At 44.1% G+C, this 26,540-nt stretch carries 19 protein-coding genes; 10 read left to right on the top strand and 9 right to left on the bottom strand.

From position 1 onward, the window contains the following. Positions 1 to 29: 29 nt before the first annotated feature. The gene (locus tag AB6E54_RS07880; RefSeq protein ID WP_010437209.1) at positions 30 to 1,226 is read right to left on the bottom strand and encodes an acetate kinase; all 1,197 of its coding nucleotides are present in this window, start codon (positions 1,224 to 1,226) and stop codon (positions 30 to 32) included. A gap of 341 nt (positions 1,227 to 1,567) precedes the next feature. Between AB6E54_RS07880 and yfbV the strand changes: the two genes are divergently transcribed. The 3 genes from yfbV to AB6E54_RS07865 all read left to right on the top strand — a co-directional run bounded on the left by yfbV (position 1,568) and on the right by AB6E54_RS07865 (position 5,006). Beyond that, the gene (yfbV, locus tag AB6E54_RS07875; protein ID WP_017062168.1) at positions 1,568 to 2,020 is read left to right on the top strand and encodes a terminus macrodomain insulation protein YfbV; all 453 of its coding nucleotides are present in this window, start codon (positions 1,568 to 1,570) and stop codon (positions 2,018 to 2,020) included. 302 nt (positions 2,021 to 2,322) lie between these two features. Beyond that, the gene (locus AB6E54_RS07870; protein ID WP_017062167.1) at positions 2,323 to 3,288 is read left to right on the top strand and encodes an ABC transporter substrate-binding protein; all 966 of its coding nucleotides are present in this window, start codon (positions 2,323 to 2,325) and stop codon (positions 3,286 to 3,288) included. 251 nt (positions 3,289 to 3,539) lie between these two features. Then, positions 3,540 to 5,006 carry a sensor domain-containing diguanylate cyclase gene (locus tag AB6E54_RS07865; RefSeq protein ID WP_017069188.1) on the top strand — a complete coding sequence of 489 codons (1,467 nt, stop codon included), beginning with the start codon at positions 3,540 to 3,542 and terminating at the stop codon, positions 5,004 to 5,006. 144 nt (positions 5,007 to 5,150) lie between these two features. Here AB6E54_RS07865 and dusC read toward each other — a convergent pair whose 3' ends face one another. Continuing rightward, on the bottom strand, positions 5,151 to 6,107 hold the full coding sequence (gene dusC, locus AB6E54_RS07860) for a tRNA dihydrouridine(16) synthase DusC (protein WP_017069187.1): 957 nt from the start codon (positions 6,105 to 6,107) through the stop codon (positions 5,151 to 5,153). A 175-nt stretch (positions 6,108 to 6,282) separates the two neighbouring features. On the opposite strand from dusC, the gene AB6E54_RS07855 reads away from it, so the two are divergent. Then, positions 6,283 to 6,903 carry a YecA family protein gene (locus AB6E54_RS07855; RefSeq protein WP_372107067.1) on the top strand — a complete coding sequence of 207 codons (621 nt, stop codon included), beginning with the start codon at positions 6,283 to 6,285 and terminating at the stop codon, positions 6,901 to 6,903. 121 nt (positions 6,904 to 7,024) lie between these two features. Here AB6E54_RS07855 and dsbB read toward each other — a convergent pair whose 3' ends face one another. Then, positions 7,025 to 7,540, bottom strand: a complete 516-nt coding sequence (gene dsbB, locus AB6E54_RS07850; protein WP_029235613.1) for a disulfide bond formation protein DsbB — start codon at positions 7,538 to 7,540, stop codon at positions 7,025 to 7,027. 427 nt (positions 7,541 to 7,967) lie between these two features. After that, a complete protein-coding gene (gene nhaB / locus AB6E54_RS07845) occupies positions 7,968 to 9,560 on the bottom strand; it encodes a Na(+)/H(+) antiporter NhaB (RefSeq protein WP_136973544.1) in 1,593 nt (530 codons plus the stop codon). Between the two features lie 640 nt (positions 9,561 to 10,200). Here nhaB and fadR point away from each other — a divergent pair. Further along, complete coding sequence (gene fadR / locus AB6E54_RS07840) at positions 10,201 to 11,040, top strand: fatty acid metabolism transcriptional regulator FadR (protein ID WP_017062161.1); 840 nt, start codon at positions 10,201 to 10,203, stop codon at positions 11,038 to 11,040. A 194-nt stretch (positions 11,041 to 11,234) separates the two neighbouring features. Here the strand turns inward: fadR and AB6E54_RS07835 are convergent, their stop codons facing one another. Both AB6E54_RS07835 and metG read right to left on the bottom strand, forming a co-directional pair. Beyond that, entirely contained in the window at positions 11,235 to 11,714 is a 480-nt protein-coding gene (locus AB6E54_RS07835; RefSeq protein ID WP_010437231.1) for a DUF1456 family protein, read from the bottom strand. Between the two features lie 221 nt (positions 11,715 to 11,935). Then, complete coding sequence (gene metG, locus AB6E54_RS07830; protein ID WP_017062160.1) at positions 11,936 to 13,996, bottom strand: methionine--tRNA ligase; 2,061 nt, start codon at positions 13,994 to 13,996, stop codon at positions 11,936 to 11,938. A 157-nt stretch (positions 13,997 to 14,153) separates the two neighbouring features. On the opposite strand from metG, the gene apbC reads away from it, so the two are divergent. The 3 genes from apbC to AB6E54_RS07815 all read left to right on the top strand — a co-directional run bounded on the left by apbC (position 14,154) and on the right by AB6E54_RS07815 (position 18,393). Then, on the top strand, positions 14,154 to 15,230 hold the full coding sequence (apbC, locus tag AB6E54_RS07825) for an iron-sulfur cluster carrier protein ApbC (protein WP_017063474.1): 1,077 nt from the start codon (positions 14,154 to 14,156) through the stop codon (positions 15,228 to 15,230). 276 nt (positions 15,231 to 15,506) lie between these two features. Continuing rightward, positions 15,507 to 16,148, top strand: coding sequence for a uridine kinase (gene udk / locus AB6E54_RS07820; RefSeq protein WP_004734002.1), 642 nt, complete (start codon positions 15,507 to 15,509; stop codon positions 16,146 to 16,148). 106 nt (positions 16,149 to 16,254) lie between these two features. Then, complete coding sequence (locus tag AB6E54_RS07815; protein ID WP_372107065.1) at positions 16,255 to 18,393, top strand: AsmA family protein; 2,139 nt, start codon at positions 16,255 to 16,257, stop codon at positions 18,391 to 18,393. A gap of 223 nt (positions 18,394 to 18,616) precedes the next feature. On the opposite strand, the gene cobO is transcribed toward AB6E54_RS07815, so the two are convergent. Continuing rightward, the gene (cobO, locus tag AB6E54_RS07810) at positions 18,617 to 19,222 is read right to left on the bottom strand and encodes a cob(I)yrinic acid a,c-diamide adenosyltransferase (RefSeq protein WP_017062158.1); all 606 of its coding nucleotides are present in this window, start codon (positions 19,220 to 19,222) and stop codon (positions 18,617 to 18,619) included. Positions 19,223 to 19,306: 84 nt separating this feature from the next. On the opposite strand from cobO, the gene AB6E54_RS07805 reads away from it, so the two are divergent. After that, on the top strand, positions 19,307 to 19,756 hold the full coding sequence (locus tag AB6E54_RS07805) for a low molecular weight protein-tyrosine-phosphatase (protein ID WP_017067202.1): 450 nt from the start codon (positions 19,307 to 19,309) through the stop codon (positions 19,754 to 19,756). Positions 19,757 to 19,870: 114 nt separating this feature from the next. On the opposite strand, the gene AB6E54_RS07800 is transcribed toward AB6E54_RS07805, so the two are convergent. Continuing rightward, the gene (locus AB6E54_RS07800; RefSeq protein WP_017062156.1) at positions 19,871 to 21,418 is read right to left on the bottom strand and encodes a SulP family inorganic anion transporter; all 1,548 of its coding nucleotides are present in this window, start codon (positions 21,416 to 21,418) and stop codon (positions 19,871 to 19,873) included. A gap of 258 nt (positions 21,419 to 21,676) precedes the next feature. Next, the gene (gene rne, locus AB6E54_RS07795; RefSeq protein WP_372107064.1) at positions 21,677 to 24,865 is read right to left on the bottom strand and encodes a ribonuclease E; all 3,189 of its coding nucleotides are present in this window, start codon (positions 24,863 to 24,865) and stop codon (positions 21,677 to 21,679) included. Positions 24,866 to 25,483: 618 nt separating this feature from the next. On the opposite strand from rne, the gene rluC reads away from it, so the two are divergent. Next, positions 25,484 to 26,428, top strand: a complete 945-nt coding sequence (gene rluC, locus AB6E54_RS07790) for a 23S rRNA pseudouridine(955/2504/2580) synthase RluC (RefSeq protein WP_017054981.1) — start codon at positions 25,484 to 25,486, stop codon at positions 26,426 to 26,428. The last annotated feature ends 112 nt before the right edge of the window (positions 26,429 to 26,540 follow it).

The raw sequence follows: 26,540 nt of genomic DNA, 5'->3' as shown, positions 1-26,540 counted from the left end.
CTTCGAGTGAAGCTAGTCAGGAAAATCAATTAAAGACCTGCTAGTTTCGCAGTGTCTTCAGCAATTACTAGCTCTTCGTTAGTAGAGATAACCATTGCAGGGATACGGCTGTTAGCTGTAGTGATAGTACCTTCGCCGCCGAAACGAGCTTTAAGGTTAGCTTCACCGTCAACTTCGATGCCGAAGATGCCTAGGCGGTTAAGAACCATTTCACGGATTGGGCCAGAGTTCTCGCCGATACCGCCAGTGAAAGTGATTGCGTCTAGACGACCTTCTAGAGTTGCAGTGTAACCAGCAACGTACTTAGCTAGACGGTGACAGAACACGTCCATTGCACGAGTTGCTTCTTCTTTCTCACCGTAGTTGTCTTCAACGAAACGACAGTCAGAAGTCACTTCAGTTAGACCAGCAAGACCAGACTCTTTAGTCAGCATGTTGTTGATTTCTTCAACAGAGTAACCAAGAGCATCGTGTAGGTGGAAGATAATCGCAGGATCTAGGTCACCACAACGAGTACCCATTACAAGACCTTCAAGAGGAGTAAGACCCATAGAAGTATCTACAGATTGACCGTTCTTGATTGCACATACAGAAGCGCCGTTACCTAGGTGACAGTTGATGATGTTAACTTCTTCAACTGGCTTGTTTAGTAGGCCTGCAACTTCACGAGTGATGAATAGGTGAGAAGTACCGTGCATGCCGTAACGACGGATGCCGTGCTCTTTGTACAGGTTGTACGGCAGAGCGTATAGGTAAGACTCAGAAGGCATTGTTTGGTGGAATGCAGTGTCAAAAACAGCAACGTTTTTAAGGCCTGGGAAGTTTTGTTGAGCCGCTTCAATACCGATAAGGTGAGCTGGGTTGTGAAGAGGTGCGAAAGTCGCAGCGTCTTGAATACCCTTAAGCACTTCATCAGTGATAAGTGCAGAAGAAGTGAACTGCTCGCCACCGTGAACGATACGGTGACCGATAGCGCCAAGGTTAGCTTTAAGCTCAGGCTTAGAAGCAAGAATAGTTTCTACCATGAAAGATAGTGCTTCTACGTGAGCTGCGCCCGCGCCTAGTTGTGCTTCATGCTTGCCATCAAGTTTCCACTTCATACGAGCTTCTGGAAGACCTAGACACTCAGCAAGACCAGTTAGGTGCTCTGCACCTGTTTCTGCATCAACAACAGCGAATTTAAGAGAAGAACTACCACAGTTTAAAACTAAAACTAGCTTAGACATTAATGACTACCTGTTTATTTTTCTGATCGAAATCAGTTAAGGATGAAAATTAATCTCAAGAATAGTCGAAGCACATAGGCTTGCGTACTAACCTTGGTCAAAAAAACGTTAATTTCCGTATAAAGTGAAAGCGCTCTTTATCAAAAAGAGGCTTGTGCATTCCTTGCAGAAGTCTTCTCAAAGTTGCTTAAATTGTAAATAAGGGCAACAATGAGATTGAGGTCTGCAAATAATAGCGATATTGTGCAAATATAACAAAAAAATTTGAAAGAATATTATTTTTCGTCAAATTTTTGTGTTTTTAGTTGATGATTTCAACTTTTTTTTAATGGGAGACTCATATGAGCAATAGAGTTGGTTTAGCTAGTAGTTTAAAAGATGGCCAAAAGTACATGGATCTCTGGCCCGTCCGAAAAGAGTTAAACGCGATCTTCCCAGAACAACGCATTATTAAAGCGACCCGTTTTGGCGTGAAAGTGATGCCTGCGATTGCCGCTATCAGTGTTCTTACACAAATGGTCTTTAATAATTACCAAGCGATGCCACAGGCTGTGGTTATGGCTTTGTTTGCGATCAGCTTGCCGCTACAAGGTATGTGGTGGTTGGGCAATCGCTCAAATACACAACTTCCGCCGGCGCTAGTATCGTGGTACCGCGAACTGCATGAAAAGATCACTGAAACGGGTTTTGCGTTAGAGCCTATGAAGCCGCGCCCTCGCTATAAAGAATTGGCAATCATTTTAAATCGTGCCTTTCGTCAGTTAGATAAATCCTCAATGGAGCGTTGGTTCTAAAGAATCCCAGCTCTCCCTCTTGTCTGAGAACAACTATTCATCTTCTATAGCTTGTTCTCAGATTTGCTCCTCTTTTTGTTACCTCGCTTACTTTCCGTTTAGCTTACCTGTCCTTATTCACTTGGTTTCTTACCTTCCTCCGAAGTCAATATAACCTTTCTCACATAACTCGAGCTTTGTTGTATTTTTGTTAAATATCACTTCAAGTTATCAATGGTTACTGGTAATAATGTCAATAGTGATTTTGATGTTGTTCTCTTTGAGCGAGTAATGACGGGTAGAGCTTGATTCAGGGAGCGATAATGAGTTCTGTAAGAAAGGTATTGGCAGCGGTTTTAAGTTGCTTGATGTTGCTATGGACTGGCAATGCAATGGCAAACGTTGCCAAAGTGTCGGTTTCACAAGTTGTTGACCATCCAGATCTGAATGCGACACGTTTAGGGCTTCTTGAAGGATTGAGAGCCAATGGTTATGAACCCGGTAAGAACTTAGAATTCTCCTATGAAATGGCGAATGGTAACCCGGCTCAGGCAGCCAAGATTGCCAGAGAGCTCGTCAGTGAAAATCCACATGTACTTGTTGGTATCGCGACACCGACTTCACAAGCCTTAGTGTCGGCGACTCGCTCGATTCCTATCGTGTTTACCGCGGTTACGGATCCTATCGGCGCTAGGCTCGTTAAACAATTAGAAAAGCCGGGGCGTAATGTCACGGGGCTTTCTGACTTATCTCCGATCACTCAGCATGTGTCATTAATCAAAGAACTGCTCCCTGAAGCTAATTCAATCGGTGTAGTTTACAACCCAGCAGAAGCAAATGCCGTTGCGTTAGTTGGGTTATTGAGAAAGGCAACTCGAGATTTCGGTTATACACTTCACACCGAAAAAGCGCTGACTGTTGACGATGTCGAAGCAAAAGCAGAATCCATTGCTAAGAAGTCCGATGTTATCTATGCCTTGACCGATAATACGGTTGCAAGCGGCATGGAGGGTCTTATCAAAGCGGCTAACCACGCAGATACGCCAGTCGTCGCAGGCGCCACATCTTATGTCGGAAAGGGAGCGATTGCTGGTTTAGGTCTAGATTATTATGATGTTGGGGTTCAGACCGCGGATTATGTCGCAGCCATTCTGGAAGGACAGAAGCCCGGGAAGTTGAGTGTCAAAACTGCGCAGAGCTCTCAGCTGGTGGTCAACCTAGATGCTGCTCGTGAGCTTGGCGTGACAGTGCCTCAATCTGTGATTGAGCGTGCGGTCATTAGCCGGTGAATTGAGTTTGGTGTTAGGTGAGCTAATAGGCCATAAGTCATATTATTAACAGCATTGAAATGGGCTCAGATAACAAACTCACCTGCTCTATATGTTGGCGCTTCTCTATTTTATTCATTTGTAAGCGGTTATTTGACCGTTAGGTGTGTCGTTAATATCAATTTACATTATTTTACGTCGAGCGAATTGCCGATTAATGTAATAATATTAATGGGGAAAATGAAAATAGCTGAACGCTAAGAGCACATTATATGAAAGTAAATAGGCACTTTAGCCTAACCTTTGTTTTCGGGTTTCCCGCTGTGATCGCCGCGATGTTACTTGGCCTAATAGGAAAGAATCATTTTGACGCGGTAGAAAAAGATATCAGTAGTGAGTTTCATCGTATTGAAGATGTGTTCAAAAGAACCACAAAAGTGGCGACAGCCCTAGACTACAGCTTCTCCAACTATTATAAATCAGGAAACCCTCTCTTTCTTGATCACAACAAACATGTTGTGGATGGTCTTTGCCAAATCTGGCCTATTGATGTATTGCTACTTGCCGACGGTAAAACCTCAGACATTCCCTCTGTCGATATCGACTATATGCTAATTGGTCAAGAGTCTCTTTGTTCTGAAAGCAGTGATAGTTATAAGAGCGCGTCAGAAAAAATAGCGTTAGCTCCTATTCTTTCATTTTTATCCCAGCTTGATGAATACCATGCCGGCGTGCACTTTATTGATACGAGCGGCTATGTGATCTCTTCACCTGAAGGTTTTGCCAAAGGGCTGAGCAAAGAGTTACTCTCGACCATAAAGAGTCGTCCTTATTGGCAGAAAACAGCCAACAACCCTGACCAACTTACCCTTTCAGGCCCTGGTTATCGTTTTGATTCCCTTGACCGTATAATCAGTATGACGATCCCTGTATTCCATAAAGGCGTTCACCAAGGGATGCTGTCGGTGGATATTAATGCTGACAAGCTGCTCGCAAACTCGAATGAGCATCTTGCAGGTCGGATCGATATCATTGATACCACTTTAGCGACTCCGGTAGATTCTGCGGCTTTTTATCACGAGATCAAACTGGATGGTGTCTCGTCTCACCATGCGATGTATTACAAATTAGACATCGCGAAAGAGGTTGAGCACTTTTTCGTCTACGAGAAAGACAGCCTTATTGTTGCCATCATTGTGTATCTGTTCTCAGTAACCATCTTCTTCTACGTCAATTCCAATATTGAACGTGGTTACTTCAAAGATCTCGCAGCCAAAGACCCTATGACAGGGTTATTGAATCGTCGTGGCTTAGAAGCGTTCTGGCGCAGTGTAGAGCACGATCAACTGTTTGCATTAACCGTCTTCGATATTGATGATTTTAAGTCAATTAACGACACCTACGGCCACGATAAGGGGGATGATGTGATTCGTTATATGTCGCGTCAGATCAGCAACAGTATTCGAAGCAGTGACGTTGCAGCACGGTTTGGCGGTGAAGAGTTTGTCGTTTATATGAAAGGCGAAGATCGTGAAACTTTGATGAGAACATTAGAGCGAGTGAAGAATGCGATTTGTTCCACTTCAGCCGACATTATTCCAAATGGATTTACGGTGTCTGGCGGTGTCTGCATTGTTGAAACTGAGCAAAGTAAACTTAACTTCGATGAGATATTTAAGTACGCCGATGAAAAGCTGTACGTGGCTAAGACGACGGGTAAAGACCGTCTTAAATTTTAACCACGTTATTGAATCGATGCTTTGTATGAAAATGAAAATGAAAATGAAAATGAAAGAGGGAAGAGCGAACGTGTCTACCAAGCAAAGCTTATTTGCACCGGTAAACACGTTTGTAGCGTTGGGTATTTAACCCTAAACATAATCTTAAACAGGTTGGCGGCGTTCTTCTTGATAACGCTGAAGGCGTTCTACAATCGGTGGCGCCTTTTTGAAAGTACGAATTTCTTTAAACAGTTCGTTCGCTTCAGGGTAGCCTTTACTTAGATAAACAAACCACTGCTTCACTCTATTGGGGTAGTACATGCCTTTGTCCCCTTTAATTTGAAACTCTGAATAGCGCAGCAAAAGTTCAATGACTTTATCCCACGGCATTTTCTGGTGGTTGTGCTTAACGACGTTACCAAGGTTTGGAATATTGAAAGCACCACGGCAGACCATTAATGAATCGACGCCTGTTGCTTCTATGCAATCTTGACCATCTTGATAGTTCCAGATCTCCCCATTAGCAATCAACGGCAGAGATGTTTTTTCTCTTATTTGATTGATGAAGTCCCATTTGATTTCGCTGGCTTTATAGCCGCCAACTTTGGTTCTTGCATGCACGGTGAGTTCGTCAGCTTTGGCTTGTTCGATGGCATCGACGATTTCAAAGCACTCTTCCGGATGCTCCCAACCTAATCGAATCTTTGCGGACACAGGAATGTGTGCCGGTACCGCTTCTCGACAGGCGTTCACCACTTGATAGATGAGCTCTGGCTCTTTTAGCAATGAAGCGCCACCATTACTTTTGTTGACCGCTTTTGCTGGGCAACCAAAATTAAGATCGATCCCTTTCGCGCCTAAGCTAGCAGCTTGAAAAGCATTCTCGGCCATCCAATTTGGGTGTTGCCCTAGAAGTTGGAGATGGATTGGCACACCAGCCATGGTCTGAGAGCCTTGATGTAGCTCAGGGCAAATACGGTGGAACACATGCGGGGGAAGAAGTTGATCTACGACGCGTACAAACTCTGTCACACAGAGATCGTAATCATTAATCTCTGTGAGAATTTCACGCATTAGGTGGTCTAGAACGCCCTCCATAGGGCCAAGTATTACGCGCATGTTGCTTTACCAAAACTGAATGAACCGAAAAATTCGAGGCGTGATTGTACGGTGTGCTTACAGAATTGTCACTATGAGTGTGGTGCATGTCTTAATGATGGTTTCGTCTCTTAATAGCGACATCTTTGGGAGGATGGCGTTATAATATCGAAAATGCCCAATATCCAGAGCTTTCATGACATATCAATTATTAAGCCTACCAGAATCAATCACTGACATTACTCCGCAGTTTATGGAAGGTGCAATCCTTGCCTCTAACTTAGCGACCAAACCACTCGATCCAGAAGAGTGGCTGGTTATCGTTGCGCCTGAAGCGGGTAAAGAGCTGGTAACAACGGTAACAGAACAGATTAATCGCCAGCACAACCTGATTCAGCGTAATGAATACCTATTAACAGACGTACTGGCTGAAGGTGACTTTAACGAACAGTTCGCTGATTTTTCTGAAGGCTTCATGATGGTTTGGCCAACAGTGGAAGAGCTGTGGCAGAGCGTGACAGTCGCGGATGGTACTCTGCGCATGTTGCAAGCGCTCTTAACCACCTTGATGCTTGCGATTGATGAAGAGCAAACTCAACAACAAATGATCGCTGCAGGGCTTACTAACCCACCATCGCTTGCCGATTTAGTGGGTCAAGTCGATCTGATGATCTCAGAAGTGGCAATGGCAGCGGATGAAGCTATGTTGGGCAATAAGTCCCAGAGCGTGAACCCGTTTAAAGACATTGGTCGAAACGACCTTTGCCCTTGTGAAAGCGGCAAGAAGTTTAAACAATGCTGCGGTAAAAGCAGCTAATCACGGCTTGTTGAGCAACTTAGTTTGTGTGAATAACAGACTCTCTTAATATGTTCAAAAGCTTAAGTAATAAAAAAGTCGACCTCGTGGTCGACTTTTTTGTTGTCCAAGTGTCAACGGCTTACTGCAAGTCCTTTTTCGACTTCACAAATTGAGAAATAACCACAATACCGAAAGCAACCAAGTTACCTGCAAAGATAATTACTAGCCACTGAGGCATAGAAAGATCGAAGAACTGCCACACAACCTTGCTGCAATCGCCGTAAGCCTCAAACATCCACGGAGCCCATTGGTTTAAAGGCGCCCAGCTAGGGAAGGTTACGAATAAGTCGCAGGTTGCGAAAGGGGACGGATTGAACTGGTAATCGACGTGCTCTAAAGCAAGCATCAAACCTTTGTATGCGCCAAATCCCCAGCTAGCAAGGCCTAACCAGCGTGATATTGGGTTATTCGGGGCAATCGCACCAATCATGGCGGCAACACCGATAGCGAGCATAGCAACGCGCTCATAGATACACATCACGCAAGGACCAAGCATCATCACGTGTTGGAAGAAGAGAGCGCACGCTTCAAAAAAGACAATAAAAGCCAGCAGTAAAAGCCAAGATAAACGTCCCTTAGAGAAGTCTTTGATCATTGCTAAAAAGTTCACGAATTGAATCCTGTCTATAAAATAAAAAAGCCCTGATTACTCAGAGCTTTTTATCTTGGATAAGTTTCCTAATCAACTAATATTTTTGATTAGCTAGGGCGTGTTGACCTTTCGCGATTAAATTTTGTTCGAGATAAAAGCGTTTTAATCGCGGCGAGGGGGAAGTAGCCTAGTCATTCTAAGCAAATCCCCCTCAACAAAGAGTAAAACGCTTTTTGCGGGGGCGCCCAGCTCGAACCCTTCGGGCAGTGTTTGCTGGTCATTTCTACTACGTTATCGGCTTCTCATGTAGGCTAGCTACACATCAAAGCCTCTGCCTTGTATAAATACCCAGCAACTCGCTGCAAAAATCAGCTCGAAAGGTCAACACGCCCTCGACACACTTATTGTGGTTTGCGACACAATGTTTAGCTTAATGTCCACCAGAGATAACTGGAGCAACGACTTCACCAGTGCGTTGAATGATCCAACCAGCATCGTAGAACCATGCTGTCATTGGCTCTACGAAGAACACAATGCCTGCTAGGCCAACCAGTGCCAATACGATGGTGTATGGCAACGCCATGATAACCATGCGACCGTAAGACAATCTAATTAACGGAGCAAGTGCTGATGTTAATAGGAATAGGAATGCAGCCTGGCCGTTTGGCGTTGCAACAGAAGGTAGGTTAGTACCGGTGTTGATAGCAACAGCAAGTAGGTCGAACTGATCACGAGTGATGATGCCTTCAACCAGTGCAGTTTTCACTTCGTTAATGTAAACCGTACCGACGAACACGTTATCTGAAACCATCGATAAAATACCGTTGGCAATATAGAAGAGTGCGAGCTGTGCGCCTTTATCTTCAACGTGAAGTACTGCATCGATGACTGGCTTAAATAGAGCTTGGTCGATGATCACAGCAACAACAGCGAAGAAAACGGCAAGAAGTGCAGTAAATGGCAGCGCTTCTTCAAAGGCTTTACCCATAGAGTGTTCTTCAATAACACCCGTAAATGCTGTAGCTAAGATGATCACAGACAGGCCAATCAAACCTACTTCAGCAACGTGAAGTGCAAGGCCGACGATAAGCCAAACTGCGATTGCACTTTGAACCCATAGTTTTGCTACGTCTTGCTTTGTGCGGTTTGCACGTTCTTTGTTGTCAAACTCAACTAAGATTTGGCGAACATTCATTGGTAGTTGAGCACCGTAACCAAACACTTTGAATTTCTCGACAAGTGCACAAGTTAAAATACCGCAGAAGAAAACAGGTAGTGTTACTGGCAGCATACGGATGATAAATTCACCGAACTCCCAACCTGCTTGCTTAGCAATTACCAAGTTTTGTGGTTCACCTACCATGGTCATTACACCACCCAGTGCTGTACCCACACCAGCGTGCATTAGCAGTGAACGTAGGAAAGCACGGTAGTTTTCTAGGTCATCACGAGTTAGCTCTGAGATCTCTTCATCATGAGTATGATCGTGCGAAGACGTTGTGCCCTTGCCTGATGCAACCTTGTGGTAGATAGAGTAGAAGCCGACCGCAACGCTAATAACTACGGCGATTACTGTTAGTGCATCTAGGAATGCTGATAAGAAAGCGGCAGCAACACAGAAGGCAACGGAGAGTAAAATTTTAGATTGGATGCCAAGCAAGATCTTCGTGAAAATGAACAAAAGCAGTTCTTTCATGAAGTAAATGCCAGCAACCATGAATACGAGCAAGAGTAATACAGGAAGGTTTGCTTGCAGCTCGTGATAAACCATTTCTGGTTTGGTCATGCCAATGGCGACTGCTTGAATAGCTAATAGACCACCCGGTTGAAGTGGGTAGCATTTGAGAGCCATAGCTAGAGTGAAAATAAACTCAACCACCAATAGCCAGCCCGCAACAAATGGGTCAACTAGGAAGAAAACAAACGGGTTGATGATTAAAAAGGAAATGATGGCAAGTTTATACCAATCAGGAGCTTTACCAAGGAAGTTCTTGATAAAAGCGTTTCCGAGAGACATCGGCATGTTAATACTCTTTTATGTTGATTATGAATAGACAAGCAATACAACATTTTGAGAATCGAGCTATAGAAATTGTTAAAAACTATGACTAACAGTGACTTAGAAAAACTACATTCCATGTAATGTTCTGTGGTCTTGCCAAGTCACTCCCTTAGAAACTCAAGCACTGCTTATTTTTGAGCGCAACTTTACTCTTAGATAACATTTAGTCAACAGGAAAAGCCCTGTAGCCCTAAAAATACCTCTTTTTTGTTGAGAAACGCGATCAAAGTAGCGCAAGCATACCACTTAAAATGTGATAAAAACCGACTAGAATCAATATTTCAGCGAAATGATTGAAAATTACAGAATAACGACGGCTTATATATGATTATTACAACTTAATATTGCAAATTAATAGCTTTAAAAATATGACCAATCCCATTGATTTTAAAGAAAAATTGTTGTGTTAACGGTTTGTTTAAATGGTGGTTTAGAGTCGCTTGCTTTACAAACCTGAGGTGCAAACGTGTGCTGAACTTTAGAGTTATAACTCTAACGGTGTTTAGGGTGAGTAAAATTTTTGAGGGTGTTTCCGCTAGGTGTGAACTAGTGGTATGATGAGTAAATTAGAACAGAATAATTAAATTGGATTGAAGTGTAGATGGTCATTAAGGCGAAGAGCCCGGCAGGATTTGCAGAGAAGTATATCATTGAAAGTATTTGGAATGGCCGTTTCCCTCCAGGTTCTATCTTGCCCGCAGAGCGTGAGCTTTCTGAGCTGATTGGTGTTACACGTACTACGCTTCGTGAAGTACTACAACGTCTTGCTCGTGATGGTTGGTTGACAATCCAACATGGCAAACCAACTAAAGTTAACCAGTTTATGGAAACCTCAGGTCTTCATATCCTTGATACGCTAATGACGTTGGACGTTGATAACGCAAGCAAAATGGTAGAAGACCTGCTTGCTGCTCGTACTAATATCAGCCCGATCTTTATGCGTTATGCATTCAAAGCAAACAAAGAAGCTTCAGAGCGTACTATCAGTAACGTGATTGAATCTTGTGAAGCGCTACTTGCGGCACCAACTTGGGATGAGTTCCTAGAATCGTCGCCATACGCTGACAAGATCAAACAAGCGGTAAAAGAAGATTCAGAAAAAGATGAAGCGAAACGTCAGACGATCTTAATCGCGAAGACTTTCAACTTCTATGATTACATGCTTTTCCAACGTTTGGCATTCCACTCAGGCAACCAGATTTACGGCCTGATCTTTAACGGTGTGCGTAAACTTTATGACCGTATCGGTAGCTACTACTTCTCTAACCCAGAAGCACGACGTTTAGCGATGGACTTTTATAAAGAGTTGTTCATTATCTGTGAAAGTGGCGAGCGCGAAACTTTGCCATTAGTGATTCGTAACTACGGTATCGCAAGTGCACAAGTTTGGAATGAAATGAAAACGACATTGCCGACGAACTTCACTGAAGACGACAGCTAAGGCATAGGTTTACTATTGTTGTTCCTGTTTAGTCAGTGACGTAAAGAAAACGAAAAAGCGGCGAGATAATTCAATTATCTCGCCGCTTTTTATTTATCTGTCGTTACTAGAAAATTATCAGTGGGTCAGTTACTTACCTATGACGAGTAATTTATCTATGTGTAGCAACTTAAAATTTATCTAGGAGTAGTAACTTAACCCGCAAACTCTTCTGAGTCTGGACGGTTGGTAAATTGCACACCGTTTAGAAAATCGCAAAGTAGTTGGTCTTCACACACTTTGTAGTTTTTGTTTTCTGGCTTGCGGAAGTAAGCGCCGATTTCGTACTTGCTCAAGCTAATGCCAACCACTTCTAGTACGTCCAAAACATCTTCTGCTTTCATGTTCAATGCGATACGAAGCTTCATGAAGATCATGTTGTTCGTCAGTGCAACTTCAGGTTTAGGTTGCTCGCCTTCTTTTTTGCCACGCTTAAGGTTGATGAAACCATTTAGGAATACCGCTAACTCTTTATCTTTCATCTTAGAGCATGACTTGTCGTTGTCATCTTTTAGCCAGTTAATCACTTGGTCATGAGCAACAGTCACATCAGCTTGTTCGATAGCTTTGATGATTTGTGCATTTTTAAGGTTTAGTGCGTGTTGAATACGACGCAAGATTTCGTTGTTAGTCACTGGGGATTCCTAAAAAGGGTTTTAGAGTAAAGAGGTGTTGGTTTAGCCTATTTTTGTCGACGAACCAATTTCTACTCTACATAGCATAGTTGACGGCGACTCTAACAGAGAACGCTAATTTTCGGTAGATATAAAAAATCCCCAATGCTGATTAACTCTTTCAAGTCAAAAATGCATTAGGGATTTAGTGATGGGTGCTTGTTATCTGACTGGAGTCAGAATTACATTACACGCATACCAGGTTGAGCACCTTCGTGTGGCTCAAGGATCCATAGGTCGCTGCCGCCAGGGCCCGCTGCTAGGATCATGCCTTCAGACATACCAAACTTCATCTTACGAGGTTTTAGGTTTGCTACCATTACAGTTAGCTTGCCTTCTAGCTCTTCAGGTTTGTATGCTGATTTGATACCAGAGAATACTTGGCGAGTCTCACCACCGATGTCTAGTTGGAACTTCAGTAGTTTGTTCGCTTTTGGTACTTCTTCACAAGAGATGATACGAGCGATACGCATGTCTACTGCTGCAAAGGCATCGAACTCAATCTCGTCTGCGATTGGCTCTTTGTCTAGCTCAGTTTGGCTTGCTTGCTCTTTTTCAGCTTCTGCTTTTTCTTTCGCTGCTGCTTCAGCGGCTGCATCTTCTTTAGAAGACTCAACCATTGCTTCCACTTTCTTAGGGTCAATGCGGTTGAATAGCGCTTTGAACTTAGTGATCTCGTGATCAGTTAGCGGAGTAGCAATCGCTTCCCACGTTAGCTCTTCGTTTAGGAAAGCTTCAGTGCGAGCTGCAAGCTCTGGCATCACTGGTTTCAGGTAAGCCATCAGTACGCGGAATAGGTTAATACCTACAGAAGAAACTTGTTGAAGCTCAGCTTCTTTGCCTTCTTCTTTTGCAAGAACCCAAGGTGCTTTTTCGTCGATGTACTGGTTAGCTTTATCCGCTAGTGCAGTGATTTCACGGATAGCACGGCTGAATTCACGAGTTTCGTATAGCTCACCGATACGCTCAGCAGCAGCAACGAATTCGTTGTATAGCTCAGGCTCTGCAAATTCAGCAGCTAGCTTGCCTTCAAAACGCTTAGTAATGAAGCCAGCGTTACGAGAAGCTAGGTTAACAATCTTGTTTACTACGTCAGCGTTTACACGTTGAGTGAAGTCTTCAAGGTTAAGATCTAAGTCATCGATGCGGCTGTTTAGTTTCGCAGCGTAGTAGTAACGTAGACACTCAGGGTCTAGGTGGTTTAGGTACGTGCTTGCTTTGATGAATGTGCCTTTCGACTTAGACATCTTCGCACCGTTCACTGTTACGTAGCCGTGTACGAATACGTTGTTTGGCTTACGGAAACCTGCGCCGTCTAGCATTGCTGGCCAGAATAGGCTGTGGAAGTAAACAATGTCTTTACCGATGAAGTGGTAAAGCTCAGTTGTGCTGTCTTTCTTCCAGTATTCATCGAAGTTTAGATCGTCACGTTTGTCACATAGGTTCTTGAAAGAAGCCATGTAGCCAACAGGTGCGTCTAGCCATACGTAGAAGAACTTGTCTTTTTCGCCTGGGATTTCAAAGCCGAAGTAAGGTGCATCACGTGAGATATCCCACTGTTGCAGACCAGACTCAAACCATTCCTGCATTTTGTTTGCAGTTTCATTCTGTAGAGAGCCAGAACGAGTCCACTCTTTAAGCATGCTTTCGAACTGAGGTAGGTCGAAGAAGAAGTGCTCAGAGTCTTTCATTACTGGAGTTGCGCCAGAAACCGCTGATTTAGGGTTAATTAGCTCAGTTGGGCTGTATGTCTCACCACAGTTATCACAGTTATCACCATACTGGTCTTCTGACTTACACTTAGGGCAAGTACCTTTTACGAAGCGGTCTGGTAGGAACATCTCTTTCTCAGGATCGAAAAGCTGAGAAATAGTGCGGCTAGAAATGAAGCCGTTCTTTTTAAGTTCTAAGTAGATGTGAGAAGCCAGTTCACGGTTCTCTTCGCTGTGTGTGCTGTGGTAGTTATCAAAGCTGATATCAAAGCCAGCGAAGTCTTTTTGGTGCTCTTCACTAACAGCAGCGATCATCTCTTCTGGCGTGATACCCATCTGTTGAGCTTTAAGCATAATTGGCGTGCCGTGAGCATCGTCAGCACAGATGAAGTTTACAGTGTTGCCACGTAGACGCTGGTATCGAACCCAGATATCAGCTTGGATATGCTCAAGCATATGGCCAAGGTGAATAGAGCCGTTAGCGTACGGAAGCGCACAAGTTACCAAAAGTTGTCTTGGATCAGTTGCCATACTTAATAATTCGCTTTTTTGATAGGTATAAATTTGAGAGGTAATACTACTTTATAACGTGTGATACGCCAAGGTATCAGACTAAGGATTCCCCTAGTTTTTTAGGGGTTCAGTCTTCATCTCGTGGGTGATAGCATAAATAAAAAAAGGAGTCCCAATGCGTAACTTTACTTCTAAGCAAGATTTCTGTTCATGGTTGAATGAGTTCGAGTCACCAATCCTCATCCCAGAGTGGGCGCTACACCAAAATATTGTATCGGTTGATCCGCGTGGATCATTTGTTATCACCTTACCTTTTGCCGCTAATCAGCTTGCGGTTGAATTGGAACAGTGGATTCACTCTCAGATTGAACAACAGCTTGTTAGCGCTTTTCAGTTTGAAGTGAAGGTGAAGCCGTCTGCGTTAGAAACCACGGTTGCGACACCATTGAAGGGGGTGAAGAACATCATCGCCGTGACATCTGCAAAGGGTGGGGTGGGTAAATCGACCACTTCAGTCAACCTTGCTTTGGCTTTATCTAAGTCTGGTTCAAAAGTGGGTTTGTTGGATGCGGATATCTATGGTCCTTCTGTACCTATGATGCTTGGCCAATTAGATGCGAAACCAGAAGTCCAGAATAACAAGTGGATGATGCCAATCGAAGCGCACGGTATTTTCACTCACTCTATCGGTTATCTTGTGTCGAAAGATGACGCTGCGATTTGGCGCGGTCCAATGGCGGCCAAGGCTTTAGGTCAGCTTGTTAACGAAACCGTATGGCCAGAGTTGGATTATCTAGTTATTGATATGCCACCGGGCACGGGCGATATTCAGCTGACGTTATCGCAACAGATCCCAGTGACCGGGGCTGTAGTGGTGACCACTCCTCAAGATTTGGCGCTAGCGGATGCACGTAAAGGCGTAGCGATGTTTGATAAGGTGAGTGTGCCAGTCGCAGGCTTAGTTGAAAACATGAGCTATCATATTTGTAGTCACTGTGGTGAGAAAGAGCATATCTTTGGTGTTGGTGGTGCCGAAGCTATGTCAGAAGAGTTTTACCTCGATATTTTGGCACAGATCCCTCTTCATATTGATGTGCGAGAAGATATCGATGCAGGTTGCCCGACGGTGATTCGTCGTCCAGATAGTGAACATACACGTCACTACTTAGAGCTTGCAGAGAATGTGGCTGCGAAGATGTTCTGGACCGGCAAGGCGAGACCAGAAGCGATTAACTTCTCTATGGTTGAATAACGAATCTATGGTTGAATAGCGCAAGTTAATCACAAAGTCGTTTAAATATAGTTTGGATTAGATAAACAGCGGTGGATTTAAGTCAATATCCATTGGGCTTGTGCAAATAGTTGTAGGCAAGTTATTTGAAAGCAAACGATTGCATTCATTAAATGCATTGATATCATCAATTTGACTGCAATTAGCTAAAATGGCGACTAGAATCTATGTGCTTTAGCCCCTATAATCAGGCGGTTTATCTCTTCCCACCACCAAACCATATCGGGTGCAAAATTAATGTCTGATAATAATCAATGTGTCATCGTAGGTATCGCTGGCGCTTCAGCTTCAGGAAAAAGTCTGATTGCTAGTACAATTTATAATGAATTGCGCGAAAAAGTAGGCGACCATCAAATTGGTGTTATCACGGAAGATTGCTATTACAGCGACCAAAGCCACTTGAGTATGGAAGAGCGTGTTAAAACTAACTACGATCACCCAAATGCACTAGATCATGATCTTTTATGTGAACATCTACAGCAGCTAATGAGTGGCAACGCCGTAGAAGTTCCTGAATACAGCTACACAGAGCACACACGTACTTCTGAAACGACTACACTTACTCCAAAGAAAGTGATCATTTTAGAGGGTATTCTGCTTCTAACAGACCCGCGTCTTCGTAAACTAATGCACGCAAGTGTGTTTATGGATACACCATTAGACATCTGTCTATTACGCCGTGTTAAGCGTGATGTAGAAGAGCGTGGTCGTACAATGGACACTGTACTTAAGCAATACCAAGAAACAGTACGTCCAATGTTCATGCAGTTTATCGAGCCTTCAAAACAACATGCAGACATCATCGTTCCTCGTGGTGGTAAAAACCGTATTGCGATTGATGTGCTAAAAGCGCACATTGCGAAGTTGTTGAAGTCTTAATCGAATAAAATTTTGCCTAAGTGACTCACTTAGCTTTATTTTTTACCGAATCAGTGGCACTTTTATAGTGCCACTTTCTTTTGGAATCTAAGCAAGGAATATGCGGATGAAGAAACTACTCATTTTCATAGCTGTACCAGTGTTTGTTGTCGTTGCAGCAATTCTGGCACTAGTGCTGTTAGTGAATCCCAACCAATTTAAGCCATTAATTGTCGAACAAGCCCAAAAACACACAGGCCTAGAGCTAGTGATCGAGGGTGATATCAGCTGGCAATTCTTCCCATCCATTGGCTTTGAACTTGGTCAAACTGAATTACGCAACCCTGAAGGTTTTACGCAACCTAACCTATTTAAGGTTGATACCGTTGGCGTTGACGTTTCGGTTACTCCGCTATTTAGCAACCAACTAGAGATCGGCAACATTACTCTAGATGGTGCAGAATTCTATTTAGAAACGCTTAAAGATGGTCGCAAGAACATTGATGCACTAACGCAAGCGTCAGCGCCTCAAGAATCTGAGCCTGCAGCAGGCACAAGTTCTGAATCAGCGCCTGCCCCTCAAGAGCAAACTACCACAGACGCATCGGGTTGGACGATCAACCTTGCAGGCGTAACTGTATCAAACGCATTGTTTGAAATGGACGACAAGCAAGCGGGTTCATTCACTAAGCTATACGATGTGTCTTTGAATCTTTCTGAATTTGCCGTTGATACATGGACAACCGCGACATTTGCGGCTTCTGGTGAGAACAATCAACAGAAGTTCTCTGCACAAGGCAGTGCAGAATTCAAATTAGCTGAAGGCTTTGCAAGTTACGCACTTCGTAATATCGACTTAAACGCTAAGTTCAATGATCCAGCGACGTCGATTGAGTCAGCAAAAATTGGCTTGAATACGTTTGAGTTCGATAAGGTAAACCAACTGACTTACGCTGTAATCGGTAATGCAGCTGGCCTTGACCTTGATCTTAAAGGTGGCGGTGAACTTACTGTTGATAGCGCGATTTCAAAAGTAACGCTGAACAAGTTAACGTTAGACTCAACATTCAAAGGCGACACGCTTCCTCAGTCTCCAATGAAAGTCGACATGCTGTCTGACTTAAGCTTCGATCTTAACAAGAGCCACCTGAGCTTTGTGTTAGAGAAGCTACAAGCTAACGCTATTGCATTAGACGGTAAAGCAGACGTAATCCTATCTGAAATACCAAAGGTTCGTTTCTCTCTTCATAGCCCGAATATTGATTTAGATGAATTCTTAGGCTTAGGCAATACAACAGAAACAGCGAGCACAGCGCCTTCTGGTTCTGCTGGTGGTTCAACGTCAAGTTCTGGTAGTTCAGATCCAGCTAAAGAAGTGGAACCTGATCTGTCGGCTCTGAAAACGTTAGACGTGAAAGGTGACATCACGATTGATAAGTTCAAGGCGAACAACGCGAAGATGCAGAATGTTAAAACCGCATTTTCGGTTAACCGTGGTATCGCAGAGCTAACCTCATTCACCTCGAATCTTTACCAAGGTTCTATTTCTGCTACTGCAAAGTTAGACGCTCGTAAAACACCAGCGACTTACACGGCTAAGAAGAAAATCAAAGGCGTGAAAGTACAACCGTTACTGGTTGATGTTGCAGATAACGATATGCTGGAAGGTACCGGTAATATTGATGTCAACGTGAAAGGTAAGAGTCTAACTCCGATGGGTATCAAGAAAAACCTAGTCGGTACTATCGCGATTAACTTTGAAGATGGTGCAGTTAACGGCATCAACGTAGCTCAACTGATTCGAGAAAACTACGCTAAGATCAAGGGCGAGAAAGTTGAAAGCACAAATGAAGCTCAAAAAACGGACTTCAGTGCAATGAAAGCGACGCTGAAAGTGGATAAAGGTTGGGTTTCAACTAACGACTTATCAGCACAGTCGCCACTGTTACGTGTGACAGGTCAAGGTAAAGCAAACTTCATCAATGAAACGGTCGACTTCCTTGTGCGTACATCAATTGTGGGTTCACTTGAAGGTCAGGGCGGTAAGAGCATCGACGACCTGAAAGATGTGACTATCCCAATTAAGGTAACAGGTCAGTGGGCAGCCCCGAAATTTGCACTTGTTTTTGATGATGTATTGAAACAGAAAGCACAGAAAGAAATTGATCGTGGTTTAGAAAAGTTAGACGAAAAGTACGGTGACAAGATCAAAGATGAGAAAACAAGAGACGCAGTAAACGGTCTACTAAAAGGTTTGTTTAACTAGTCTTCATCTCATTTAAAAATGAACAAAGCGCCACTCCTGTTGTAGGAATGGCGCTTTTTATTTTTGGCTCGATAATACTCAAGAGAGATTCCCTATGACACTCGTCCCTCGCTCTAGGGAATGACGATAGGCCGTCGTCCTTTGTTCAAGAGCGTAACGGCCTAGTGGTCGTCATCCTCGAGAGGGAAGAATGACCGAGTCGGGGATCTCTGGTTGAAGGTGATTACCAGTCAACGCCTTGTAGCGCTTTAACACCAGATTCAAAAGCGTGTTTCACATTGCGAACTTCAGATACTGTATCTGCTATCTCAGTAAGAGTACGGTGCGCGCCACGACCTGTAATGATGACAGACTGCATCTTCGGGCGGTTATTCAACGCCTCAACCACTTCATCGAGTTCGATGTAACCGTAGCTAACCATGTAAGTCAGTTCATCAAACAGAATCACATCGATCGACTCATCAGCCAGCATGCGTTGGCACTCTTTCCATACACGCTGCGCAGCTTCAATATCTTGCGCTTTGTTCTGAGTTTCCCAAGTAAAGCCTGTGCCCATGACTTGGAACTCGACATCAAGCTTTTGCAGAACGTTTTTTTCGCCGTTATCCCAGGTACCTTTAACAAACTGAGCAACGGCGCATTTCTTACCATGACCAACTGCACGTGTAATCGTACCAAAACCGGATGTTGATTTACCTTTACCGTTACCCGTGATGACCAGCAATAGGCCTTTTACTTCTTGTGCTGCAGCGACACGTGCATCGACTTGTTCTTTTACTTTCTGTTGTCTTGCTTTGTGGCGTTGTTCTTTGTTGTCTTCAGTCGACATAACAAATCCTTTTAAGTTGTGATTGCGTCTATCATAGCCTAACTTAACGATAGCAAAAACCATCGGAAGAACAGGTGATTAGGGATGAAAAAGATACTCGTAGTTTGTATGGGGAATATTTGCCGCTCGCCAACAGGTGAAGCGGTGCTAAGGAAGAAAGCGCAACAGCTGGATATTGATGTTGTGGTCGACTCTGCGGGGACGATTGGTTTTCATCAAGGCAACCCGCCAGACTCGCGATCCAAATCTGCAGGAGAGAAGCGAGGCTACAGCTTTAAGGGGATTACTTCTCGTAAAGTGGTAGATAATGACTTCGAAGAATTTGACCTGATACTCGCGGCCGATAGGGCGAATTTAGACGACTTAATGAGCCAATGCCCAGTTCACCTCCAATACAAGCTCGCATTATTTTTGAGCTTTGGAGAGTCACAATATCAAGAGATCCCCGATCCGTATTATGGTGAGGGAAATGGTTTTGAATTGGTGTTGGATTTAATCGAAGAGTCTAGCGAAGCGATACTGCGTTCGATGTAGTGTAGGAACAACGTACGTCGTTTTGTTATCAGCGTAAGGGCTGACCGATAGGTATAAAAAAGGCCGACATTGAATGTCGGCCTCTCTAAATCTAACTTAAAGCTACAGCTAAGATTACTTAGACATTACTTTGTAGATTGGGTCTTCTGCAACGTTCGCTTCAACTAAGCTACCTGCTTTGTGCAGCATAGCAACACAGTCTTGGCTTAGGTGGCGAAGGTGAAGTGTTTTACCTAGCGCCGCGTAACGGTCAGCAATCGTGTCGATCGCTTCAATTGCAGAGTGGTCAGTCACGCGTGAGTTTGCGAAATCAACGATTACATCTTGTGGATCGTTGTATGCGTCAAACAACTCTAGGAAGTTAGCCGTTGAACCAAAGAAGATTGGGCCGTTAACTTTGTACTCTTTTGAGCCTTCAGCGTTTACTGATGTATCTGCGTAGATGTGTTTAGCATGTTGCCAAGCAAACATTAGCGCAGAAGCGACAACACCAACACCTACTGCCACAGCAAGATCAGTCAGTACTGTTACTACGGTAACAAGAACGATAACGAAGAAGTCTTGTTTAGGAACGCGACGCGCAAGCTTGAAGGTTGCCCATTCAAATGTGCCGATAACAACCATGAACATTACGCCCACAAGTGCTGCTAGAGGAATCATTTCAATCAGTGCAGAACCGAACAGGATGAACATCAGTAGTGCAACTGCGGCGACGATACCTGAAAGACGACCACGACCACCTGAGTTTACGTTGATCATCGATTGACCGATCATCGCACAACCACCCATCGCACCGAATACAGAACACGTTACGTTAGCCATACCTTGACCAACACATTCACGGTTAGATTGACCACGAGTGTTTGTCATTTCGTCTAGTACTGTCAGTGTCAGCAGAGATTCAATCAGGCCGATAGCCGCAAGGATAATTGCGTAAGGCAGGATGATCTGTAGTGTATCTAAAGAAAACGGAACAGCAGGAATTGAGAATGTTGGAAGAGAGCCCGCTAGCGTAGCAGCTTCGTCACCAGACATTGTACGTAGGAAGTCGACAACAGTGCGAGTTTCAAGGTCAAGACCCACAACCAAAGCCGTTACTGTAACAATAGCAACTAATGAAGATGGTACTGCTGTTGTTAGCTTAGGTAGGAAGTGGATGATAGCCATTGTAAGGGCTACTAGACCTAGCATTAGTGTCATTTGACCGCTTGGTAACCAAGTCAACGCACCTGTTACGTCTGGCGCTTTAAATTGACCAAGTTGAGCTAGGAAGATAACAATGGCCAAACCGTTCACGAAACCAATCATTACTGGGTGTGGAACGATACGGATAAATTTACCTAGTTTAAATACACCTGCTGCAATTTGCAGAAGGCCAGCCAGCATAACGGCTGCGAATAGGTATTGAACACCATGGGTTGCCACTAGGCTCACCATTACAACGGCCATTGCGCCGGTTGCGCCAGAAATCATACCTGGACGGCCGCCAAAGACAGAAGTGATTAAACCTACGATGAATGCTGCATAAAGACCAACCATTGGGTCAACGCCAGCAACAAAGGCGAATGCTACAGCTTCAGGTACCAGAGCCAGGGCTACTGTAAGACCTGAAAGCACGTCATTCTTTACAGAGTGCTTTGAAAATTGTGGGAATTCGAACATGTTTGCTCAGCTATGCTTAAGATGGATTTACCGACACGGGTGTATTGCGTAGCCAAACAGTGATGGAAAAGAGCGGCAATAGCGAAGTGTCGAAAAGATAAGTGCGCGAATGCTACCCAAAAATGTGATTAAGTTCAAGGTTGAACCTAACTTTGAGTAATATATCTGTTAATTTTTATTCGATTAGTAGATATGAAAAAGGCTGCTTTAATAAGCAGCCTTTGATTCTATTTACTCGCGATTACCTATCAGTAATCACTAGTAGTTTGGCTTAGTCATCGCCGCGCCAGCTTTGTTCGACGCTGCCTGACTGCCTGCACCTTTCGATACAAAACGTTCAGTGCGGAACGGAGCTGCAATCACTTCAATCTCTTTGATCTCTTGAGGACCAGGAGCTTTAGTCATTGGTGAACCGGCTTGCTTCTTAGCAACAGCTGCCTTTGGTGCCGCTTTAGGAGCTTCTGCTTTAACAACAGGTGCTTCTTCAACTTTTGCACTTTCAGCTTTAGGCGCTTCAGCTTCAACAACTGGTGTTGCTTCTGCTTGCACAGCTTCTGCTACAACAGGCGCTTCAACTTTCGTCGCTTCTGCAATCACTGGAGCTTCAACTTTCGCGGTTTCAACAACCACTGGTGCTTCTTCAACGACTGCAGGAGCTTCAACTGCAGCAGGAGTCTCTGCTACTTGAGCTTCAACAGCAGCATCTTCACGACGGATGATAACTTTACCCATTGCAAGCTCTGGACACGCGAAGCCGCCAGTCATTGCTACGTTGCTTTGTGGTGCCGTCTCTAGAGCAACATTCTGCTCTTGAACAGATGTTCGAGCTTCAGCTGCTACTTGAACTTCAGCCACTTCAGGCTTTGCCAGCTTGTGGTGAGGTTTTGGAATGAAGCGAGGCATCACTTTACCCATAGCCATCTCTGGAGAAGCTACACCACCTTTACGTAGGCGGAATGGGTTAGGGCGACGATCACGACCGCGACGACGACGTTGACCACTTGCACGTAGGTGACGTGGAGAACGACGGTTACGACGTTGTTTCGGTTCTTCCTGTTCAGTTTGCTCTGCATTCGCTTGAGTTGCTTCTACTTGTTCCGCAACTTTTTGCTCTTGAGCTACTGACTGTTCTTTTGAAACAGATAGTTCTTTAGCAGCAACCTGCTCTTTTGAAGCGTTATCTTCAGCTTGAGCTTGTTGGTCTTTAACACGAACTTGCTTGTTCAGTTTACGACGCTGACGACGCTCTTTAATCTTAGCTGCTTTCGCTTCAGGTTTAGCCTTAGGCGCTTCCGGTTTACCAGCTTGTGCTTCTGCTGCTAGCTGTAGACCTTCTTCTGCTAATTTAGATGGTGCTTGCTCTTCGCGTTGCTTCTGCTCATCACGTGGCTTGTTGCGACGGTCTTGCTTAGGCTTGCGAGGCTGACGAGTTTGCTGTGGAGCTGCTTCTTTTTGCTCTTCAGGCTTCTCATCACGAGCTGGCTTACGGCGGCGTTTGTTGTCACGGTTTTCGTTACGATTGTCACCACGTTCGTTACGTTGTTCGCTACGGTCACCACGCTCGTTACGTTGTTCGCCACGCTCACCACGTTGGTTACGACGACGGTTATCGTTACGATCACGGCGTTGACGGTTGCCGTTGTTACGATTGTTTTTAGGTTTTTCTTCTTCTTTCTTCTCTTCTTCTTTTTTCTCTTCTTGAGTTGAAGAGCCAAATAAGAAGCTACCGATAGCTTTGAAGAAACGACCAATTAGGCCTGGTTCTTGAGTCGCTGCTGGTTCAGCTTTCTTCTCTTCTACAGCTTTAGGTGCTGGAGCAGGAGTTGGTGCTGATTGAGCAGGAGCTGCGAAGCCTTTCAGAGCAGGTTCTTCGATCTTCTTAGGACGAATAGTCTGTTCAGCAGGCTCTTTGCTTTCCGCTTCTTTTAGAGCTTCTAGCTTGTTAGGCAGCAAGTAAGATAGTAGATCGAACTCTTCACCTTCACGAACACGGATAACCTCAAAATGCGGCGTTTCCATGTCTGAGTTAGGAACAACAGTGATCTTAACTTCTTGGTTCTTCTCGATGTGGTTTACTGAGCGACGTTTTTCGTTCAGAAGGTAAGAAGCGATTGGAACAGGCACAACAGCAAGTACTTGTGCTGTGTTGTCTTTTAGAGCTTCTTCTTCAATCAAACGTAGAACAGAAAGTGCTAGAGATTCGTTATCACGAACAACACCAGTACCTGTACAACGAGGACAAATGTGGTGGCTTGCTTCTGCTAGTGATGGGCTCAAACGTTGACGAGACATCTCTAGAAGACCAAAGCGAGAAATACGACCAATCTGAACACGTGCGCGATCTAAACGAACGGCATCACGTAGACGGCTTTCTACTTCGCGTTGGTGGCGAACCGGGGTCATATCGATAAAGTCGATTACAACAAGACCACCTAGGTCACGTAGACGTAATTGACGTGCAATTTCATCGGCAGCTTCTAGGTTAGTGTTAAGTGCTGTTTCTTCAATATCGCCGCCCTTTGTTGCACGAGCAGAGTTGATATCGATAGAAGTCAGTGCTTCTGTTGGGTCGATTACGATAGAACCACCAGATGGAAGACGAACTTCACGTTGGAAAGCAGATTCGATCTGGCTTTCAATCTGGTAATGGCTGAATAGTGGCACTTCACCATCGTATTTCTTAACGCGATTCATGAAATCTGGGCGTATTAATTGAATGTGCGCTTGTGCACGTTCAAAAATAGTATTGCTGTCGATTAGAATCTCGCCAATATCACGACGTAGGTAGTCACGAATTGCGCGAACAATAACGTTACTCTCTTGGTGAATTAGGAAAGGAGCTGCATTTGAATCAGAAGCTTGCTTGATAGCGCCCCAATGGTTCAATAGAACATTCAGGTCCCACTCTAGCTCTTCTGCGCTTTTGCCAACACCCGCTGTACGCACGATTAAGCCCATACCTTGAGGAAGCTCAAGAGTGCTTAATGCTGCTTTCAGTTGAGTGCGTTCATCACCTTCGATACGACGAGAAATACCGCCAGCACGAGGGTTATTAGGCATAAGAACTAAGTAACTACCAGCCAAAGAGATGAAAGTTGTCAGTGCAGCACCTTTGCTACCACGTTCTTCTTTCTCTACTTGTACGATTACTTCTTGGCCTTCTTTTAGCACTTCTTTAATGCTAGGACGGCCTTGGTATGTATAACCTTCAGGGAAGTATTCGCGGGCAATTTCTTTAAGAGGGAGGAAACCGTGACGTTCTGCGCCGTAATCAACGAATGCCGCTTCTAGGCTTGGTTCAATACGGGTAATACGTCCTTTGTAGATATTCGCTTTCTTTGACTCGTGACCTGGACTTTCGATATCTAGATCGAACAGTCGTTGGCCATCAACCAAAGCGACACGCAACTCTTCTTTTTGAGTTGCGTTAATTAACATTCTTTTCATTTAGAAGTTCTCATTGTCTTTTCTTATTTTCATCATTGTTCTTATCGCTTTATTTCGTTTCTCATGGTGCCAGATCCCATGGCTTTATCGGTGCAGCCTCCCGGCTGGAGAGGGATGCTCTGGGGCACGTCAGTCATCATAGGGAGTTAGCCTATGATCCGCGATGTGGCGGTGAATACTCAACATGAGTGTACGTGAGTAGAGCGATAAGGAACTCAGTTGACCGTGTCTTACGCCGATTGCAGCACTGTCTAATCTGAGTTATCTACTCATTTACTTGCTTATGAATGGTTAGCTGTTTAAATAATAGTCAAACCACTGATAGCAGCTGTGAACTATAGCAGCGGTCGGTAAACACAGCAATCTGCTTTGTCGGAATGCTGTAAAAAAAACAGTTTTTGTTTGGGTTTTGATAGCTCTAACTCACTGTCTATAAATAATTTATCAATTGATATTTTAATTTGCAGGAATCTTGGTGCTTTTTTGTTCGAAGAATCAAAGAAATATAGAACTTCGGCGACCATTTTGGGATAGATCGGTAAGGATTAGGGATAAATAAGTTCGGAATAGGGCTAAGAAAATCTCAATTATCAAAAGTGACAGTGATACAATAGCGCAATGAGCGAAATTAGAACCCAAGTCCAATTCGTCGACATTGACGAAGATATGGCTGGTCAGCGTATTGATAACTTCTTACGCAACCAATTAAAAAACATCCCGAAAAGCATGATTTACCGAATCGTGCGTAAAGGCGAAGTCCGCGTAAATAAAAAACGCATTAAGGCTGAGTACAAACTAAAAGCTGGCGATTTAGTTCGTATCCCTCCGGTTACTATTGAAGAGAAAACAGAAGAGAACGTGCCGAGCACGAAACTCAACAAGGTTTCAGAATTAGAACAGTGCATCATTTATGAAGATGATCACATGCTAATTCTTAACAAACCGTCTGGCACTGCTGTTCATGGTGGTAGCGGATTAAAATTTGGCGCGATTGAAGCATTACGTGCTCTTCGCCCTGATGCTCGTTTTCTTGAATTAGTGCACCGTATCGATAGAGATACGTCTGGCATTTTGCTTGTTGCTAAGAAGCGCTCGGCGCTAAGACACCTTCAAGCACAGTTCCGTGAAAAAACGGTTCAAAAATACTACTTCGCTTTAGTTATGGGCGAATGGAAGAACAGCTGCAAAGTCGTCAACGCACCTTTGTTGAAAAATGAAGTGAACAGCATTGTTCGAGTTAACCCGAATGGTAAAGCTTCTGAAACCCGTTTTAAGGTTTTAGAAAAATTCCAAGAGGCGACGTTGATTCAAGCAAGCCCAATTACAGGCCGAACACACCAAATTCGTGTGCACGCTCAGTATACTGGTCACCCAATTGCTTGGGATGATCGCTACGGTGATCGTCGTTTTGACGCTTACACGGGTAAGGTTGGTCTTGATCGTCTGTTCCTACATGCAGCAAACATCAAGTTCACACACCCAGGTAGTGAAGAGAAGATGGATATCTCGGCGCCAATGGAAAGAAGGCTAGAGAAAGCCCTAACTGGTTTACGTAAGCTTTAAGAAGATACGAGATACGAGATACGAGATACGAGATACGAGATACGAAGGTATAGAGTGCCTCTAAATTTGTTCTTCAGTATCCATAAATGAGAAAGGTTGACGAATATCGTCA

Source organism: Vibrio sp. 10N.247.311.49 (assembly GCF_041467655.1).
In the GTDB taxonomy this organism is placed as follows: Bacteria; Pseudomonadota; Gammaproteobacteria; order Enterobacterales; family Vibrionaceae; genus Vibrio; species Vibrio crassostreae_C.
The sequence above is the reverse complement of the archived record's forward strand: the minus strand, read 5'-3'. Positions and strand labels throughout refer to the sequence as shown.

Coding starts and splice junctions, on each gene's coding strand:
- AB6E54_RS07880 (WP_010437209.1), bottom strand. CDS start 1,226: ATGTCTAAGCTAGTTTTAGTTTTAAACTGTGGTAGTTCTTCTCTTAAA.
- yfbV (WP_017062168.1), top strand. CDS start 1,568: ATGAGCAATAGAGTTGGTTTAGCTAGTAGTTTAAAAGATGGCCAAAAG.
- AB6E54_RS07870 (WP_017062167.1), top strand. CDS start 2,323: ATGAGTTCTGTAAGAAAGGTATTGGCAGCGGTTTTAAGTTGCTTGATG.
- AB6E54_RS07865 (WP_017069188.1), top strand. CDS start 3,540: ATGAAAGTAAATAGGCACTTTAGCCTAACCTTTGTTTTCGGGTTTCCC.
- dusC (WP_017069187.1), bottom strand. CDS start 6,107: ATGCGCGTAATACTTGGCCCTATGGAGGGCGTTCTAGACCACCTAATG.
- AB6E54_RS07855 (WP_372107067.1), top strand. CDS start 6,283: ATGACATATCAATTATTAAGCCTACCAGAATCAATCACTGACATTACT.
- dsbB (WP_029235613.1), bottom strand. CDS start 7,540: ATGATCAAAGACTTCTCTAAGGGACGTTTATCTTGGCTTTTACTGCTG.
- nhaB (WP_136973544.1), bottom strand. CDS start 9,560: ATGCCGATGTCTCTCGGAAACGCTTTTATCAAGAACTTCCTTGGTAAA.
- fadR (WP_017062161.1), top strand. CDS start 10,201: ATGGTCATTAAGGCGAAGAGCCCGGCAGGATTTGCAGAGAAGTATATC.
- metG (WP_017062160.1), bottom strand. CDS start 13,996: ATGGCAACTGATCCAAGACAACTTTTGGTAACTTGTGCGCTTCCGTAC.
- apbC (WP_017063474.1), top strand. CDS start 14,154: ATGCGTAACTTTACTTCTAAGCAAGATTTCTGTTCATGGTTGAATGAG.
- udk (WP_004734002.1), top strand. CDS start 15,507: ATGTCTGATAATAATCAATGTGTCATCGTAGGTATCGCTGGCGCTTCA.
- AB6E54_RS07815 (WP_372107065.1), top strand. CDS start 16,255: ATGAAGAAACTACTCATTTTCATAGCTGTACCAGTGTTTGTTGTCGTT.
- cobO (WP_017062158.1), bottom strand. CDS start 19,222: ATGTCGACTGAAGACAACAAAGAACAACGCCACAAAGCAAGACAACAG.
- AB6E54_RS07805 (WP_017067202.1), top strand. CDS start 19,307: ATGAAAAAGATACTCGTAGTTTGTATGGGGAATATTTGCCGCTCGCCA.
- AB6E54_RS07800 (WP_017062156.1), bottom strand. CDS start 21,418: ATGTTCGAATTCCCACAATTTTCAAAGCACTCTGTAAAGAATGACGTG.
- rne (WP_372107064.1), bottom strand. CDS start 24,865: ATGAAAAGAATGTTAATTAACGCAACTCAAAAAGAAGAGTTGCGTGTC.
- rluC (WP_017054981.1), top strand. CDS start 25,484: ATGAGCGAAATTAGAACCCAAGTCCAATTCGTCGACATTGACGAAGAT.